The organism is Embleya sp. NPDC025285 (assembly GCF_055558835.1).
Genome location: NZ_JBVHLU010000026.1, coordinates 81,378 through 97,732, shown reverse-complemented (window position 1 = coordinate 97,732; position 16,355 = coordinate 81,378). Strand labels below are relative to the sequence as shown.

The window sequence follows — 16,355 nt, the reverse complement described above, 5'->3', positions numbered from 1 at the left end:
TCGCGGAAGGACACTGGTCTCGACGCTCGCGACCGGCGGCGTCCGTTCAGGTCACCGGGCGGGAAGTACCGTTTCGTCGAGGCGCTTGCGCTGGGACTCGGTCAAGCGGAAGTCCGCCGCGGCGAGATTCTCGTCGAGATGGGCGGTCGAACTCGTTCCGGGGATCGGCAGAACGACGGGGGAGCGGGCGAGCAGCCAGGCGAGCAGGACCTGGGGCGTGGTGGCGTCGAGTTCGGCGGCGACGGCATCGAGCGCGGCTGCCGGCCCGGGCGTCGCTGCGGCCACGGGGCGCCAGGGGAGAAAGGCGATCCCGGCGGCTTCGCAGGCGTCCAGAACGGGTTCGTACTCCCGCTCGAGGAGGTTGTAGCGGTTCTGCACGCTTGCGATCTCGGTGGTCTGTCGGGCCTCGGCGAGTTGTGCGGCGGTGACCTCGGACAGGCCGATATGGCCGATCTTGCCCTCTTGGCGGAGCTCGTGGAGCGCACCGATCTGCTCGGCCAAGGGAACATCCGGGTCGATCCGGTGTAGTTGGAGCAGGCCGACGCGTTCGATCCGGAGTCGGCGCAGGCCCTGCTCGACCTGCTCGCGCAGGCTCTCGGGCCGTGCGTCGTACGCCCACCCCTCGGGGCCGGTCCGGGTGACGCCGACCTTGGTGGTGATCAGCAGGTCGTCCGGGTACGGATGGAGGGCCTCGGCGAGGAGTTCCTCGTTGGCTCCCCAGCCGTAGAGGTGGGCGGTGTCGATCAGAGTGACACCCGCCTCCACGGCATGTCGGGCCACCGCGATGGCGGCGTCGCGTTCGGGGCCGGGGTCGGTCGACAGGCGCATGGCGCCGAACCCGACCCGGGATACCGGGAATTCGCCTCCGACGGAGAAGGTGGTGGTTGCCGTGCCGGCCGTGCCGGGCGGATGGGAGGTCATTGGCCACAGCCTTCCCGATGGGGCACCGGGGGACAACCCCATTCGAGGGGCGTACGACAGTCATCGGAAGGTGAGACGCCGCCGGCTTCCGCGACGCACGGTGGGCACGGCGGAGGCGTCGCCGCCCGTCGGCGTTCCCGCCGGTGTTCCCTTAGCGCGGCAGCGGGCGGGCGTCGACGACGTTCTTCGACGTTCTTCGACGTTCTTCATGACGATGGTGGAGGTCAGCGCTGGACCCCCGGCAACTTGGCGAGTTGCCGGTCGTAGAGCCGCTGGAGGCGCCCGGGTCGGTGGTCGCCACGCGCAGGAGGTAAGCGGGTTCACCGAACGGGCGCTGGGTTTGGATGACGTGCGGGACGGCGACCAGGGCCTGCTCGAAGCCGCGCCGTCGGCTGCGTCCCCGGACGTGTGCATCCGAGGGTGGAGGCCGATGCGCACTCGTGCTTCGTTTCGGCGTCGACGTCGGGACGGATCGCCGTACCGGGGCATCGGGGTCGCAGAGACGCCTCGCGCTCGTCGATTTGCGGACGCCGATCGGGGCAAACTGTAACAAGCGGGATGCCGCGCGCGACGGTGCGTGCTTTCTGTGGGGAGGGAGTTGAGCGGGGCCCTCTGGAGGTGATTTGGTCATGCGACCCGGCCCGGACTTTGATCCGACGCGCAATCCGTATCTGTCGGGACGATTCGCACCGGTGATCGAGGAGATCGACGCGCCGGACCTGGAGATCCGGGGTGAACTTCCGAGCGGTCTGGACGGAATGTTCCTGCGCAACGGGCCCAATCCCCGGTTCACCCCCATCGGCTCGTACCTGTATCCCATCGACGGCGACGGCATGCTGCACGGCGTGTGGCTGTCGGGCGGAAAGGCCCGCTACCGCAATCGGTTCGTGCGTACGCCGGCGCTCCTGGCGGAGGAACGCGCGGGCCGCGCCCTGTGGGGCGGTATCGAATCGATGATCCTGCCCCGGGAGCCCGACGTCCCGGCACCGCTCGTGGGTACTTTCCGCGACCTGCCGGACATCAATGTCGTCCGCCATGCGGGACGCCTGCTCGCGCTCGCCGAGTCCGCGTGCCCGTTCCGGATGACGCCGGACCTGGAGACCATCGGTCGGGAGACGTTCGAGGGGGCGTTGCCGGCCGGGATCACCGCGCATCCCAAGATCGACCCGACGACGGGGGAGATGGCGGTTTTCTGCTACGCGCTGGAGCCGCCTTTCCTGACCTGGTCCATCGTGGCCCGCGACGGAACCGTCGCTCGCGGCCCGACTCCCGTCCCGGGGGTCGACGAACCGGTGATGATCCACGACATGGCGCTGACCGCAAGATTTTTGGTACTCGTGCTCGCCCCGGTGTTCTTCGACATGGACGCCGCCATGAGCGGCGGCTCGATGATCGCCTGGCGTCCGGAGCGGGGCACCCGGGTCGCCCTGATCCCGCGCGACGGCGGACCGGTGCGATGGGCCGAGGACGACGCGTTCTGGGTGTGGCACACCGTCAACGCCCACGACGTCGACCCGCACGGGGACGTCGTGCTCGACTACGTGCAAATGGGATCGCCTATCGCTGATCGAGGACCCGAACGCCCCACGCACGCCCAACCATGGAGGGCTGACCCGCGCGATCCTGAATCCCGCCGCAGGCACCATGCGGCGCACCCGACTCGACGACGTCTCCGTCGAATTCCCCCGAGTGGACGACCGTCTCATCGGCCGTCGCCACCGCCGGGTCGCACTCGCCTCGAGGAGTGGCCGCATCGATCTGCCCCACGGCGAGCACGACGCGTTGCGCTGGTACGACACCGACCGATCCGATGGCCCCATCACCGCCACGACGTGGTCGGACAGCGACCTTTCGGTCGGCGAACCGGTCTACGCGCCTGCCGGGCGCGACAACGGAATGGACGACGACGGCTCCGAGACGGCTGCGTACGGCCACTGGCTGACCTTTGCCATCGACCTTACCCAAGACATGAGTTGGCTCCTGGTCATTCCGGATGAGGACCCCGGATCCGGGCCGGTGGCGCGCATTCGAATCCCGACGCGTGTTCCTCTCGGACTCCACGGGAACTGGACACCGGCCGGACCGCCGGAGACGTGACGCACGAAGGCGCACGCTTGCGTACCGGCCGAGGTTCCGGCCCGCGCGGGAGGTGCTCCGGCGGCCGATGCCTTCCGCCGAGATCGGCGCCCTGAACGCGATCGGGGCGCGCCACGTCGAGCCCGGCGACACCGACCTCCTGCTGGACGCTCTCACGCGCACGGACTCGGACGTGGTGCGCGGCAAGGCCGCCCGGACGGTCTACGGCGTGCTCGACGAAGCTTCGCACGCTGCTCGAAAGCGACGACCGGGCGGCCGTGGGTATCGCCCTCGACCACTGGTGCAGTCCCGACGGGGCCGTGAAGCGGGGCGGCGAGGAAGCACGTGAGCCGGCGAGGGCACTCGTGCTGGATCGCATCCGGGAGGTGCAAGCCGCTGCGGCGTGGGGGTTGATGCGGGAGGCGGTCATCGAGGACCATCGCGCCATGCTTCGGAAACCGAGCGCGAACCGGCCCGTGGAGGACGCGCCGTGGGAGGTTGCGCGAGTGCGGGACATGCTCGACGGAGCCGAGCGGTGAGGCGGCTGCGGGCGTGTAGGCATCCATGGTGGCCACCGGCGTGGAAACACGAGAAGAACGCCTTCGGACTCGCCCGTGGCGCTCCGATAACATGATCGATCTCACGACGATCACCCCAAGCGCCGTCCTTCACCAAAGAACCACGCAATCCGGCACGAAGGGTGATCTATTTACTGGAATCCAACAAAATTGGCCGAGTAATTGATATTCATAATATTGCGAAAGTTTTCGCGAATAAGTCGCGAAGGCATGGTCGCCGTGCAGCGTCGGTCGCGGGCGATTCTGTGGGCCGCGGTGAGTGTGGCAGCCCTCGGATTTCTCATAACCTTGGAGATCATCGCACGGCACTACGGCTCCGGGGGGCCGATTACCGCTCAGGCGCGGGAGGTGATATTCCCTCCCGACTCGGGGCCGCTGCTGTACGCGGGCCTGGCGCTGACGATGGTGGTGCTCACCTGGCGGGAGCGGTTTATCGCGGCCGGTGCGGCAATCGGTATCGACCTCGCCTTCTGGTTGGTGCGGTGGGTGGTCGACGCCAGGATGAACTTCGGCAACGGCGCGCTGTGGGTGATTCTGGGCTGCGCGGTCATTGCCCTCACGCGCCGTACCGGCCGGGAACGTGTCCTGCTGCTGAAGGGCGCGGGGCTGGGACTGCTGTTGGTGGCGGGCCACAAGACCGGCGATACCTGGCTGCTCATCACGTCGGTGACGCGCCCGAACGTGCTCGACGAGTACGTGGCAACCGCCGATCACGCACTGGGTGACCCGTCGTGGCTGGTAGGCCGGATGCTCGAGGCCACCGACCCGATCGGCTCCCATGTTCTCGGCGGCGTCTATGGGCAGCTGCCACTGGCAGCGGCCATCGTCGCGCTGTACCAACTGCGTCATGTGGCGGTCGAGCGCCGCTTCCCGGGCCACCACCTGGTGCGGACCTTTCTGGTCATCGGTTTGCTCGGGCCCGGCATCTACATGATCTTCCCGGTGGTCGGACCGGTCTTCGCCTACAGCGCCGAAGGCGGGCAGTGGGCGGTGGCCAACCTATGGCCGGATACGCCGCCGTCGATCGGTACCCCGCACCCGTTCCGGTTCGACGAGATCACCCCTCGCAACTGCATGCCCAGCCTGCACACGGCGTGGGCCACCACGATCTTCATTCATTCCCGCAAGGGATCGCGGTTCATCCGATTCGCCGGATCGTTCTGGTTGATCGGCACGCTCGCGGCCACGCTGGGATTCGGCTACCACTACGGCGCGGACCTCGTGGCCGGCGTGGTGTTCGTGCTCACGATAGAGGGGGCGCTGCGCTCGCTCGACCATGGCTGGAACCGGTCCGGAATTCGGTTGGTCAGCTACGGCGCGACGGTTTTCGCGGTGCTCTTGGTGTCATATCGCTATCTGCCGATGGAGATGGCCAGACATCCGTGGGTGTTCGGACCACTGCTCATTCTGGCGATGACCTCGGTCATCTACTGCTACGTGCGGACAACCAGGCTGTGGGAGCCGAAGGCTGCGCCGGCGGAGCAATTGGAACCGCAACTCCTGCCGGCGTGATCGTCGCACGCCCGCAGTCGTTCGAACGCGTCCGACCCCGGTCCCACGACGCTCTTCCCGCCGGATGAGCCCACCCACGTTACTGCCGGTCGTCGCACGAGCCCGCCAGGTGCACCGTTCGAGCGGCAGGTATGGCCCCTCACCACAGGTATGGCCCCCAGGCAGGGGGCCATACCTGTTTGTGATGTGCGGGAGCGTGCCGTGGGCCGGCGACCGCGCAGGCTGCCGCAGGTCGGCAGCAGAGCCTGCGGTGGCTCATCCGCGCGCACCGCGCCCTCGCCTCGGCTTGGACGCGGACGAAAACGGTCTGTGGCACCAGGAGGCGGGCCCCACCGTCTTCGCGCCGTTCGAGATCGGGACGGACTACTTCGGCTCCCGTACCCAGCAGACCATGCTGAACTTCCGGGTCCGCGACCTGGACGCCATGCTCGCGCAACTCCGCGCCAAGGGCGCGGATGTAGCCGACGAGACCCAGGATATGGAGGGCGTCGGACGCTTCGGCTGGGTTACCGACCCCGAGGGCAACCGCATCGAACTCTGGCAGTCCGCCTAGTCGGCGCGCCGAACACGGACGTCGACCGGGATGTACGCCCGGCAAACGCTGCGTCGAAACCGGGACGGGAAACAGGCGCGGACGGGGGCACGCCGTACGGTACTTCGAAGGCGAGCACGATCGGCACGCCCACGGGTGGCACCGGTGACCTGCGTGCGCCGGGAGCGGCGGTGGCGTCATCGACAGAGCGGAAGGCCGGACGGGCACGGGCGGCTCATCGGGTCGGTGGTTCCGTTACCTGGATGTTCCGCTGTGACATGAAAGTGCCTTCTTCCGTCGCTGTCCGGGGGCGCAGAGGATGGGTCCGTAAGACGAAGTGCCCCAAGGGGCGCGCGGGTCGGATGCACAGAACCGGGAGCACCCCATGTCCACAACGCTCGACGAGTCGACGCGCAAGCTGCTCGACGGCAGGAACTTCGCCACCGTGTCGACGCTCAACGCCGACGGAGGGCCCCAGGCCTCGGTGGTCTGGTATCAGCGGGACGGCGACACCGTGGTGTTCTCCGCGACCGAGGGTCGGGCGAAGGTACGCAACCTCCGTCGTGACCCCCGGGTCAGCGTCACGGTCTTCGACCTGGACAACCCCTACCACTCGGTCGAGCTGCGAGGCACCGCCGAGATCGTGCCGGACCCGGCTAAGGAGCTTCCACTCGCGCTCTCGCTCAGGTACCTCGGCGAGGCCCCGCCGCCGGAGCCCGACGAGATCGCCCGGGTGATCGTCCGCGTGACACCGACCAGGGTGAACAGCTTCTCGGTCTAGTGAGGTGCCCGGATCGCTCTGCCCTGTCGATGTGTCGTCGGCGGCGCGGAGCCGGTCCGGGACGGCCGCCCGGTTCGATCAGCCACACGTCGCGGGCGGAGGCGACACGCTGCGGTTCCCCGTGCCTCGCACCGAGATCGTCTACGGGCGGAGGGCGAAGTCATGGACGAGGACTTCTCCGATCGTCCGGTGCCCCGGTTCCGATCCTCGGCTCCTGTCGGCGACCTCGGCCACATCGGGACGCGAAACGTGGTGCGACCACCGCGCGGATGCGGTCGGGCGCGACCGACTGGCGAGTGATGTCGGCTGCCGCGTGATTGTGCCGGACCGGATGGGCCGGGCGGCCTGAGCGGGTGGTCGGTGATGGGGGCGGGCCGCTGAGGGTTCGAGGGCCGGGTGATCGGGGCCACGGGTGGCGGCGGTGAGTCGCGGGCGGCTGTCACCCGCTGCGTTCGGAGCCGCGCGTGGAGCGGGTGCGCCACCAGGCGTCCAGGTATTGCCGCACTTGGTCCGCTTGTGAACGGCCCTGTTCCTGTGCTTTCGGCTTGCGGAACGCACCGCTTCTCAGTTCGTCCCGGGCGGGGGCTATCCGTACCGCGGCGCCGAAGCCGGAGGCGGCGATTCCGGGGGTGGCCGCGCCTTCCCGCCGGTTCGTGGCCACGTGGACGCGCCCCGACGTGCGCTTGGCGGAGGCGAGTTGATGGCGGACCATGCCCTTGTCGGCACGACGCAAGCTGCTCGCGCCCCGCAGGCGGCTCGCCGCCTGTACCGCGTCGGAGCGCACGCGGTGTTCCCGGGCCGGTTGTCCCGGCGTCCTGGGCCGCAGTCGGGACGGCGACTTCGTTCCCACGCCATCGCCGACCGCCGTTCGCAGCCGATACGAACGCGTCCGTGTGTACAGGCGAGTTCGCGATGGTCGATCCTGCGACGAATCGCGGCCGGAGGAGTGCCGGACGACGGGGCTGGAAGGGACGCCGACCGTCATCCGCGTGCGTGAGACCGCTCTGCGCCGCACTTGAGGGGCGCCGGGGCCGCCGGTACGCGTCGACAACTCGCGCCTGATCCGCTGGATGGCGGCTGCTTCGGATCCGGATCCGCGTTCGGAACCGCTTCCGGATCCGCCCGCCGGCACCTCGGCGCCTCGTCCGCGCGATCGCCATGTCGCCGGGTTCCACCAAGCCATGCCGTTCCCCGACCTTCGTGCGTAGGCGCCCGGCCCGCCAGGAGCGTGGGCGCCGGGCGCGACCTTCTCTCCAGTGGATCATGGTAGTCCGCCGACCGGAGAGCGGTGCGGTCGAGCCGTTCCGCACGTCGGTGAACCGTTTCCCGAGACGCCCGGTGGCTTGGAAAGTCCTTGCCGTGAGCGTGCCTTCGACACGGGTACGGGGAACGACCCACGTGGCCATCGCGGTCGAGTCCGAAATTGCGACGACCGGGCGCGATGATTGATCCTGTCGGCGCGGATCGCATCCACGACCTGACCTGTCCCGAGGAGGAGACCTGCGGTGGTCAACCAGGAGAACACCCGCTGGGAGCGACTGAGGGAGGCGGCCTCGCGTGCCCGGGAGATCGTCGGCCAACCCGTGGCCGCTCCTTCGGACAACGTTCTGAAGGATAAGCGGCTGTTTCGTCGACAACTGGACGACCTCGAACAGCCGGACTACTGGCGGTCTCTCGACCAGGGGCTGCGCGAACTGCAAACGTTGCGGACCACCGCGATCCTCGAGCGTGACAGCAAGACGCTCGCACAAGTCACCGCCTGGGCAGCCGCCCGCGGCCGCTTCCCACATCGCACTCGGGCGGCCTTGGCGCGCCCGGGAGTGACCGCCGCCCAGGTCGAGGTTGGCGAGAACTGGTCGACCGGACCCTCCCAGGGCTTCCCCGCGGTGCGAAAGCTGATTCTCGACACCTTTCGCGACGCCGATGCCGCGGCGGACCGGCAGGATGCCCGAACCCAGCCGAGCGGCCCACAGGCCAAGTCCACCCTTCGGCTTCTGGACGCGAGACTGGCCCCGCTGCGTACCCTGCTCGACAGCGACAACTCGTACTATTCCGCGGCGGCATTGGCGAAACTGGGCGAATTCCGCACCCAACGCGAGACGACATCCGCCGCACGCACACCGAACGACACCCCTGCGCCGTCCCGTACGGCATCGCAGCCGGCCCGTGACACGGAAACCGGCGCCGGGGGCATCGAGGCGGCGAACAAAGCGCGCCTGGGCCTGGGCGCCGCACGCGGCGACGCGGCGACGGCGGGCTCCTCCGACCCGCAACCCCAAGAGCGCGGCACCGGCCAGGGTCTGGCGCGAGGCAACCCCGGCGCCACACCGTCCGGCCCCGCCCAACCACCCCCGACGAAGCGTCACGTCCGCGGCAACGAAGTCTGATCCCGAGCATGGTGAGCGCGGCGTGGCCGATTCCCGGGCAAGCCGGTCGTCCTCGGTATCGGGTGCTTCTCCGGTTCCGCCGTCGGATGTTCCTCCGGCGGTGTCGCGTGGGCGGGTGAACCGAGGCCGGGCGATCGATGGTTGCGATGACGCGTCGCGGATCCGGCGAGCTTCGGCAATGGTCTCCGGCCGGTGATGGAACGCTTCGCGGCGGATGGGCGTCAATGCTCGGCGTGCCGATACTGACCCTGCCCGGCGGCAAGGCGGTCCGAGGCCCGGCGCGGAGGTGTGGTCGGATCGCTTGCCGGGGTCCGCCGGCGACACCGGGAGAATGGGCTCATGGGTACGGACATCGACGGGTGCATCGAGACGCGGGCGTTGGGCAGGGGCCGGGGACAGTGGCGGGTGGCGGTCGATCTCGCGGAGTTCGGCATTGATCGGAACTACGACGCGTTCGGTTGCCTGTTCGGTGTCCGCAATCTGGCGAACTTCCGTCCTCTGGCGGCCGATCGGGGGCTTCCGTCCGATGCCTGCGCCCTCGCCCGTGCGCGGCACGCGGAATGCGACGGTGATCGGGCGACGTGGATCGACTGGGCGCAACTGAGGGCTGTGGACTGGGACGAGCCCGCCGAGGGCCTGGACGATCGGGTCCATGAGTACCGCCGGACCCGCGACGGGCTCGCATATGTCGGCAAGTCCACCCAGAGCCCCCGCCTGGCCCGTGTCCTCGGAATCGGCGGGCTTGTCAGGGGAGCGGATTACCCACCGGGTACCGAATGGGCCGTCGACGAGCGCGTGTTCCGCGTCGAACGCATGCGGCGACGAGAGGCGGTGCCGCCCGACGGGCGATGGGGGCGGGTGTGGGCGGAGATGGCACGGGCCGCGAAATCCTGCGGAGACGACGGCGTGCGCCTGGTCGTGTGGTTCGACGCGTGACACCGGCAAACCCGCCCCGGATCCCACATCTGCGCACCCCCCGCCCAGCTCAGTGCCTCGTGCCGGGTTTGGGCGAGGAGTCCCACCCGTTTCTCGGCAGGCGAACCGCGCCGTGTGCGTCGGTTGGTGATCCGCTGGCGGGGGCGGATCACGGTCAGTACCCTCCAGCGAGCCGACCGCGCGGACCAGGCCCATCGGTAGGGCAGCAGGCGGGGTAGCGCCGACCAGTCGGCCCCGGCCTCGGCCCCGACACCGGACTGGTGTGTCGCCGGCGCATTGTCTTCCCGGCATGGAGGAGGTTGCCGGTGTGCACGTGGTTGTGAGCCGTGGCGGCGACGTCGCGGGGGTCGAAGGTGTTGATTTCGGGCTCGACGAGTGGTGGTGAGCAGCGCTTTCACGGCTGCTCGTTGTTCCGGGATCGCAACCCGTTCAGCAGTCGGTCCAACGCTTGCTCCGTCTGTGCCAGTGCTTCCGTGCTTGCCGACCGGGCCAGCCACAGCGCGGCCTCGTTCATGGCCCCCGACAACAATCGCGCGAGCGGCTCCACCGGTTGGTCGGCGATGGCTCCGGCCTCCACCAGGGCATCGAGAGCCTCGGTCAGATGCCGGGCGGAGGAGTCTTCGTCCATGGCCCGCCATTCGTCCCAGCCGAGTACGGCCGGCGCGTCGATCAGCACGATTCGGCGCACCGTCGGATCGCATCCGGCGGCGAGGAAGGCCCGGCAGCCGGCCCGCAGTTGCTCCCATGGGTCGTCGTCGTACGGTTCGGCGGCGTGCGCGACCCGGTCACCGAGTTCGCGCTGCACCCCGGCGACCACGGCCCGGAAGAGTCCGGCCTTGCTGTCGAAGTGGTGATAGGCGGCCCCCTTGGTGACCCCCACCGCCTGCGCCACATCGGTGAGAACCACGTCGTGATAGCCGTCGGCGGCGAACCTCCGGCGCCCCTCGGCCAGCAGTGCCCGCCGTGTCGCCGCCCGCTGCTCGGCCCTCGTGACAGCCATCCTCGGTTCACCCTTCCTTTCGCATACCCCGGGTATGCTACCGTGCATTTCACATACTCAAGGTATGTGAAAGTTGGCCCGCAGGCGGATGGAGACGTGTCATGAAGGTCAAGCTCGGCAGCTTCTACCCGGTGATCGCCACCCGCGATGTCGCCGCATCACGCCACTTCTACGCCCGACACTTCGGGTTCGAGGTGTCCTTCGAGGCCGACTGGTACGTGAGCCTCCACCGCCCGGACGCCCCGCAGTACGAACTCGCCCTGCTCGACCACGCCCATCCGACCATCCCCGACGGGTATCGCACACCTCTCCAGGGCGGCCTGCTGCTCAACTTCGAGGTCGACGACGTCGACGCCGAACACCACAGGCTGGTCACACTGGCCGGCCTGCCCGAACTCCTCTCCCTGCGCACGGAGGAGTTCGGGCAGCGCCACTTCATCGTCGCGGCGCCGGACGGCGTCATGATCGACGTCATCACCGTTGTCCCGGCCACCGGGGAGTACGCCGAGCAGTACGCCCCGGGCCACACGCCGTGAACCCAGGGCGCGTGAGCCCGACGGTCACGGCCACTCGTCGACAGGCGCGTCGAGGACAGCCGCCCCCGGGCACACGCGGCCCCCGGGCAGATGCCGTTCCGCGCCGCGCTCCCCTCTCGGCCGCGTGCCGCCCCTGGTCGGGGCGGGCCGGAGCCGTGTGATCAGTGCGTCCGATCCGAGTGCCGGGGAGGGTCCGTCCCACGCGCGCTGGCCGGGGTTCTCGCCGAGTATGTGGTTCGGCGGGCGTGGGCGAGGCCGGCTTCTCCACATCGCCCGCCGGCATCAGCCCCAGCAGGCATCACCCGCGGGCCGCCGTCCGAGCGACCGGGTCTGCGCTGCCACGCCGGGCGACACGGCTGAGCTCCAGGCTGCCGCGCACCGGGAGGTCACCCGTCGCCGGCTCCGCCAGACGGTGCCGCTCGTCGGCCGGCCGGTCGACCAGGTCGTCGACCGCCCATCCCGGGCGTTCGCGCAGACGGGCCGCGGCGATACGCAGGCCCAGCGGCAGGCCGCCTGTGGGTGTTGCGCCTGCGGTCTTCCGTACGGCCGTCGTGGTGACGACGGCGGCGGTCTGGAAGGCGTCGGCAACAGCGGTGCCGTCAACGCCCCTTCCGCTGCGCCGGGATGCGGGTGGCGGCACGTCTGTCGCGTCTCGGCGGAAAGGCATCCGCCTCACCGGGTGCGGTCTCCCGTTCCGTAGCGGCCGGGTCAAGCTACGGCTGTCTGCGTTCGCCGAACGGGTCTGGGAAAGCGGGCGTTTCGTCAGCCTCCGGGGGCGGAGTGACGCCGACGTGACGGACTTCTGGGCAGACCGCACGCCGATGACGCGCCGACGAGATGCCGACGACATGCCGATGCGCGAACACCGCCCCGGCAGGGCGGTGTTCGCGCATCGGCGTCTCGTCAGATGTGGACGACGGGTCGTCCCTCGGTTGCCGACGTGTGTTCGGCGATCCGCTTCGTCTCCGGCTTGCGCAGGCCCAGGGCCACCAGGGCGGTCACCGCGATCCCGGCCGCCGCGATGAACACCGCGGTGCGCAGTCCGTCGGTGGTCGCGCCGCGGAGGGCTTCGCCGGTGAGGCCGTCCAGGCCGGAGTTGGCGACCGCGACCAGCAGCGCGAGGCCGACCGCGCCGCCGGTCTGCTGGCTGGTAGACGCGACGCCGGACGCGATGCCCTGCTCCTCGGCGGGCACGCCGAGCGCGGCGGCGCCGAACATCAGGGTGTAGCCGGCACCCTGCCCGATGCCGAGCACGACGAGCCCGGGGACGAGCGCGGCGTACGACGCCCCGACGGCCATGGTGGAGCCGACGATCACCGCGCCGCCCGCGCCGACCAGCAGCGCCGCGATCATGGTCGGGCGGATGCCGTACCGGGTGGCCAGGCGCCCGGCGGTCTGCGAGCCGACCGCGATCGCCACCATCGGGACCAGGAAGGCCAGCCCGGTGGTCAACGCGTCGTAGCCGTGCACGCCCTGGAAGTAGACAGTGAGGAAGTACAGCAGCGTGCCGAAGGTACCCATGTAGAGGAACGTGACGACGGTGCCCACACTCAGGTTGCGGTTCGCGAACAGCCGAAGCGGCAGCAGCGGATCGGCGCTGCGGCGCTCCACGGCGACGAAGGCGGCGAGCAGCAGGGCGCCCGCGATGCACGCGGTCAGGACGGCCGGGGACGTCCAGCCCGATTCCGGACCCTGCACGAGCGCGAAGACGACAGCGGTGACTCCGATGGTGGAGGTGAGCGCACCGGCCAGGTCGAACGAACGCCCCTTGGCGCGCGGCGAGTCCGGGGCGATCAGCACGAACGCGAGCAGCGCGGCGGCGCCGGCCGGCGGCACGTTGACGAAGAAGACCGACGCCCAGCCGAAGGCGTCCGTGAGGACCCCGCCGAGGAGCGAACCCAGGATCATGCCGCTGCCGCCGGCCGTGCCCCACACCGCGAACGCCCGGTTCCGCTCCCGTCCTTCGGCAAAGCTCGTGGATACCAACGTCAGCGTCGCGGGGAACAGGAACGCACCGCCCACCCCCTGGATCGCCCGGGCGGCGATGAGCAGGCCCGGGCCGCCGGCGAGGCCGCCGAGCAGCGATGAGACGGCGTACAGGCTCAGGCCCAGGGCGAACATCCGGCGCGGCCCGAACAGGTCGCTCGCCCGACCCCCGAGCAGCAGGAACCCGCCGAACGCGACGGCGTACGCGCTGATCACCCATTGCAGGCTCTGCGCCGAGAACCCGAGGCCGGCGCCGATCTCGGGCAGCGCGACGTACACGATGTTGTAGTCGACGGAGATGATGAGCTGGGCGAATGCCAGCAGTGCCAGGGTCGGCCCGAGGCGGCGGCGCGGCGGGGCCGCGGACACGGTCGGGGACGTGGTCGAGGACATGGCGAAGCCTGCTTTCGTGAGGACACCGGGGCGTTCTCCCGGCCTGGGGCCGGGGCTTTCGTTGCTGACATGAGCAAATCTATGTCTGCGAAAGACCCATGGAATGGTTCATTCATAACGTCATTTCATGGGTCAATCTCGCACCGGGCCGCACCGGGCCGCACCGAAGCCGCGCCGGTCAGCGGGGCAACATCGTGGGTGATGTCGTTGTCGAGGGTTGCCGGGAAGGCGTCCGGCCCGCTCGGTCGTGGTGGCGACCGGAGTGCGGGCAGCGCAACGTCGGTTCGCCGAGCCACACAGGCCCCGTCGTCGACGTGGAGGCTCATGTCCTCCGGGAACCAGTCGGCCGGGGCGTCCGGCCGGGCTTGGTCCGGATCACGCCGGGCGGGATGTCGGTGCGCAGCGCGGCGACGAGGCGCTGCCGGTGTCGGACTGCGCCCCCGGCTTCTGCGACTGTGACCGCGATCCGGTGGGGTCGTGGATGTCCCGTGGTCTATACCGCAACGCCGGAGGGCACGGTGTTCGACCTCGGCTCTCCCGGATAGGCGTTCCATGCGCGGACCAGGCGGTCCACGGCCTCGTCGAGGACCCCTACGTCGGCGAGGAAGGAGATCCGTACACAATCGGCGTTTCCGCCCGCCGGATGCAGCGACGAACCCGGCAGCACCGCCACTCCGTGCCGCATGGCCGTCTGTGCGAAGGATCCTCCGTCGCCGTGCGGCAGTCGGATCCACAACGTCTGGCCGCCCTCCACCGGGCGAAAATGCCAGTCGGGCAGGTCCGTGGTCAGTCGTGCGCACAGGTGGTCGTGTCGCGCGCGCAGCAACCGCGCGCGGTGGCGGGAGAGGGCGGGGATGTTCGGGACGAGTTCGGCGGCGGCCAGTTGTGCCGGTACGTCGCCGCCGAGGTCCTGGGTGGCCTTGAGTCTGGCCAGGCGGGCGATCAGGTCGCGGTCGGCGCGGATCCAACCGATTCGTAGGCCGCCCCACACGATCTTGCTCAGCGACCCGACGCTGACGATCCGTCCGGCGGAGGCGAACGCCGCGAGTCCCGGTGGCGGGTCGCCGACGAAGGACAGGCCCGAGAGCACCTCGTCGTCGACGATCGGTACATCGTGCGCGACCGCCGTCTCCGCCAGGCGCCGGCGCACCAGCGACGGGATCACCGTCCCGGTCGGGTTGTGGAAGGTCGGCACCAGGTAGGCGAACGCGGGCCGGCGATCGACCAGCGTCCGACACCACGCCTCGACATCCAGCCCGTCCCAGTCTCGCTCTGCCCAGAGCGGATCCGCCGCGGCCTCGCGCAAGGGCTCGAGCATGCCCGGATACGTCGGCCCCTCCACCAGGACCGCGTCCCCGGGGGAGACCCAGTGCCGGACGAGCAGGGCCAACGCCTGCTGCGCCCCCCTCCCGACCGATCGCGGTTCCGCTCCACCAGGCGTCGACGTTCGCGTTCGACGACGCCGACGCGTTGGCCGACGCGATGTCCCGGTCGGACGGTCCCTGTGTGTACAGCCGCTACGGGAACCCGACGACACACGCCCTGGAAACCGCGATGACCGCCCTGGAGGGCGGGGTCGCCGCGCTGGCCACCGGCTCCGGCATGGGTGCGATCAACGCCGTTCTCGGTGCCCACCTCGCGTCCGGGGACCACGTGATCGCACAACGCCGCCTGTACGGGGGGACGTTCGCGACGCTGTGTGACCTGGAACGGCGCTACGGTGTGCAGGTCACCTACGTCTCGGGCGAGGACCCGGCCGAGGTGGCGGCCGCCGTGCGCCCGAACACGCGCCTGCTGTACCTGGAGACGATCGCCAATCCGATGACGCAGGTGTGCGACATCCCCGTGATGGCCGCCGTCGCCCGCGCCCACGACGTGCCCACCGTCGTCGACAACACCTTCGCCACCCCCGTGCTGTGTCGCCCCCTGGAACACGGCGCGGACATCGTCGTGCACTCCACCACCAAGTACGTCGGCGGCCACTCCGACGTCGTCGGCGGCATCGCCGTCTTCGCGGACACCGGCGCACACCACCGGGTCTGGGAACGCGCCGTCGAAACCGGCGTCAATCCCGACCCGTTCGCGGCCTGGCTCACCCTGCGCGGCCTGCGCACGCTGCCGTTGCGGATGCGGCGGCACTGTGAGGTCGCCGAGGTCCTGGCCGGGCGTCTCGTCGGACATCCGGCCGTCGCCGCCGTGCACTGGCCCGGCCTGGCCGGCCACCCCGGGCACGAGATCGCCGGCCGGGTCCTCGACGGCCCCGGCGGGATGCTCGCCTTCGACATGATCGGAGGGCGCGACGCGGCACACGACTTCGTCCACCGCGTACGCCTGGCCCGGCTCGCGGCCTCGCTCGGCGGGCTGGAGACGCTGGTCGTCCACCCCGCCGGCACCTCACACCGTCAACTCGACGCCGGACAGTTGCGCGCGGTCGGCATCGGCGAGGGCACCATCCGGGTCTCGGTGGGCATCGAGGACCCCGAGGACGTGTGGGCCGACTTCGACCAGGCCCTCGGCGCCACGGGCTGACCTCCACACGCAGACTCCCGCCTGCTTCGAGGCCCCGGCCACGGAAGCGGACGCGGGCGGTGTGCGGCGGGGGAGGGTGATGCCCTGCCCTGAGCGGGCCGAGAGGCCGAGAGGTCGAGGGGTCGAGTCGCGGAGTGGGGTGCGGATCGCGTTCGGACGGTTCGGGCTTCTGCGGCCTGTCAGCGTTG

At 70.1% G+C, this 16,355-nt stretch carries 13 protein-coding genes and 1 pseudogene; 8 read left to right on the top strand and 6 right to left on the bottom strand.

The features are described from left to right. Positions 1 to 51 precede the first annotated feature (51 nt). Complete coding sequence (locus ACZ4FV_RS19705) at positions 52 to 921, bottom strand: aldo/keto reductase (RefSeq protein WP_395872499.1); 870 nt, start codon at positions 919 to 921, stop codon at positions 52 to 54. A gap of 629 nt (positions 922 to 1,550) precedes the next feature. Between ACZ4FV_RS19705 and ACZ4FV_RS19700 the strand changes: the two are divergent. From ACZ4FV_RS19700 to ACZ4FV_RS19685, 4 genes and pseudogenes are all read left to right on the top strand, one after another. Continuing rightward, positions 1,551 to 3,018, top strand: a pseudogene (locus tag ACZ4FV_RS19700) (carotenoid oxygenase family protein). 767 nt (positions 3,019 to 3,785) lie between these two features. Beyond that, positions 3,786 to 5,087, top strand: coding sequence for a phosphatase PAP2 family protein (locus ACZ4FV_RS19695; RefSeq protein WP_395872497.1), 1,302 nt, complete (start codon positions 3,786 to 3,788; stop codon positions 5,085 to 5,087). Positions 5,088 to 5,271: 184 nt separating this feature from the next. Continuing rightward, entirely contained in the window at positions 5,272 to 5,640 is a 369-nt protein-coding gene (locus tag ACZ4FV_RS19690; RefSeq protein WP_465322982.1) for a VOC family protein, read from the top strand. A 364-nt stretch (positions 5,641 to 6,004) separates the two neighbouring features. Next, positions 6,005 to 6,400 (top strand): PPOX class F420-dependent oxidoreductase, encoded by a 396-nt coding sequence (locus tag ACZ4FV_RS19685; protein WP_395872493.1) that lies wholly within the window; start codon positions 6,005 to 6,007, stop codon positions 6,398 to 6,400. 439 nt (positions 6,401 to 6,839) lie between these two features. Here ACZ4FV_RS19685 and ACZ4FV_RS19680 read toward each other — a convergent pair whose 3' ends face one another. Next, on the bottom strand, positions 6,840 to 7,184 hold the full coding sequence (locus ACZ4FV_RS19680; RefSeq protein ID WP_395872491.1) for a hypothetical protein: 345 nt from the start codon (positions 7,182 to 7,184) through the stop codon (positions 6,840 to 6,842). Positions 7,185 to 7,905: 721 nt separating this feature from the next. Between ACZ4FV_RS19680 and ACZ4FV_RS19675 the strand changes: the two genes are divergently transcribed. After that, the gene (locus ACZ4FV_RS19675) at positions 7,906 to 8,787 is read left to right on the top strand and encodes a hypothetical protein (protein ID WP_465322981.1); all 882 of its coding nucleotides are present in this window, start codon (positions 7,906 to 7,908) and stop codon (positions 8,785 to 8,787) included. A gap of 405 nt (positions 8,788 to 9,192) precedes the next feature. Then, complete coding sequence (locus ACZ4FV_RS19670) at positions 9,193 to 9,723, top strand: hypothetical protein (protein ID WP_402241008.1); 531 nt, start codon at positions 9,193 to 9,195, stop codon at positions 9,721 to 9,723. Between the two features lie 394 nt (positions 9,724 to 10,117). On the opposite strand, the gene ACZ4FV_RS19665 is transcribed toward ACZ4FV_RS19670, so the two are convergent. Next, positions 10,118 to 10,723, bottom strand: coding sequence for a TetR/AcrR family transcriptional regulator (locus ACZ4FV_RS19665; RefSeq protein ID WP_465322980.1), 606 nt, complete (start codon positions 10,721 to 10,723; stop codon positions 10,118 to 10,120). A 101-nt stretch (positions 10,724 to 10,824) separates the two neighbouring features. Between ACZ4FV_RS19665 and ACZ4FV_RS19660 the strand changes: the two genes are divergently transcribed. Continuing rightward, positions 10,825 to 11,259, top strand: a complete 435-nt coding sequence (locus ACZ4FV_RS19660) for a VOC family protein (RefSeq protein WP_395872483.1) — start codon at positions 10,825 to 10,827, stop codon at positions 11,257 to 11,259. Between the two features lie 298 nt (positions 11,260 to 11,557). On the opposite strand, the gene ACZ4FV_RS19655 is transcribed toward ACZ4FV_RS19660, so the two are convergent. From ACZ4FV_RS19655 to ACZ4FV_RS19645, 3 genes are all read right to left on the bottom strand, one after another. Further along, positions 11,558 to 11,899: a hypothetical protein gene (locus ACZ4FV_RS19655; RefSeq protein ID WP_465322979.1), complete on the bottom strand. Its 342-nt coding sequence runs from the start codon at positions 11,897 to 11,899 to the stop codon at positions 11,558 to 11,560. 263 nt (positions 11,900 to 12,162) lie between these two features. Beyond that, complete coding sequence (locus ACZ4FV_RS19650; RefSeq protein WP_402240997.1) at positions 12,163 to 13,638, bottom strand: MFS transporter; 1,476 nt, start codon at positions 13,636 to 13,638, stop codon at positions 12,163 to 12,165. A 493-nt stretch (positions 13,639 to 14,131) separates the two neighbouring features. Continuing rightward, entirely contained in the window at positions 14,132 to 15,028 is an 897-nt protein-coding gene (locus tag ACZ4FV_RS19645) for an aminotransferase-like domain-containing protein (RefSeq protein ID WP_465322978.1), read from the bottom strand. Between ACZ4FV_RS19645 and ACZ4FV_RS19640 the strand changes: the two genes are divergently transcribed. After that, entirely contained in the window at positions 14,911 to 16,167 is a 1,257-nt protein-coding gene (locus ACZ4FV_RS19640; RefSeq protein ID WP_465322994.1) for a trans-sulfuration enzyme family protein, read from the top strand. The genes ACZ4FV_RS19645 and ACZ4FV_RS19640 overlap by 118 nt on opposite strands. Positions 16,168 to 16,355 lie beyond the last annotated feature (188 nt).

What these genes read in the sequence shown, in the direction of transcription:
- ACZ4FV_RS19705 (WP_395872499.1), bottom strand. Translation starts at nt 921, where the DNA reads ATGACCTCCCATCCGCCCGGCACGGCCGGCACGGCAACCACCACCTTC.
- ACZ4FV_RS19685 (WP_395872493.1), top strand. Translation starts at nt 6,005, where the DNA reads ATGTCCACAACGCTCGACGAGTCGACGCGCAAGCTGCTCGACGGCAGG.
- ACZ4FV_RS19690 (WP_465322982.1), top strand. Translation starts at nt 5,272, where the DNA reads ATGTGCGGGAGCGTGCCGTGGGCCGGCGACCGCGCAGGCTGCCGCAGG.
- ACZ4FV_RS19660 (WP_395872483.1), top strand. Translation starts at nt 10,825, where the DNA reads ATGAAGGTCAAGCTCGGCAGCTTCTACCCGGTGATCGCCACCCGCGAT.
- ACZ4FV_RS19665 (WP_465322980.1), bottom strand. Translation starts at nt 10,723, where the DNA reads ATGGCTGTCACGAGGGCCGAGCAGCGGGCGGCGACACGGCGGGCACTG.
- ACZ4FV_RS19650 (WP_402240997.1), bottom strand. Translation starts at nt 13,638, where the DNA reads ATGTCCTCGACCACGTCCCCGACCGTGTCCGCGGCCCCGCCGCGCCGC.
- ACZ4FV_RS19695 (WP_395872497.1), top strand. Translation starts at nt 3,786, where the DNA reads ATGGTCGCCGTGCAGCGTCGGTCGCGGGCGATTCTGTGGGCCGCGGTG.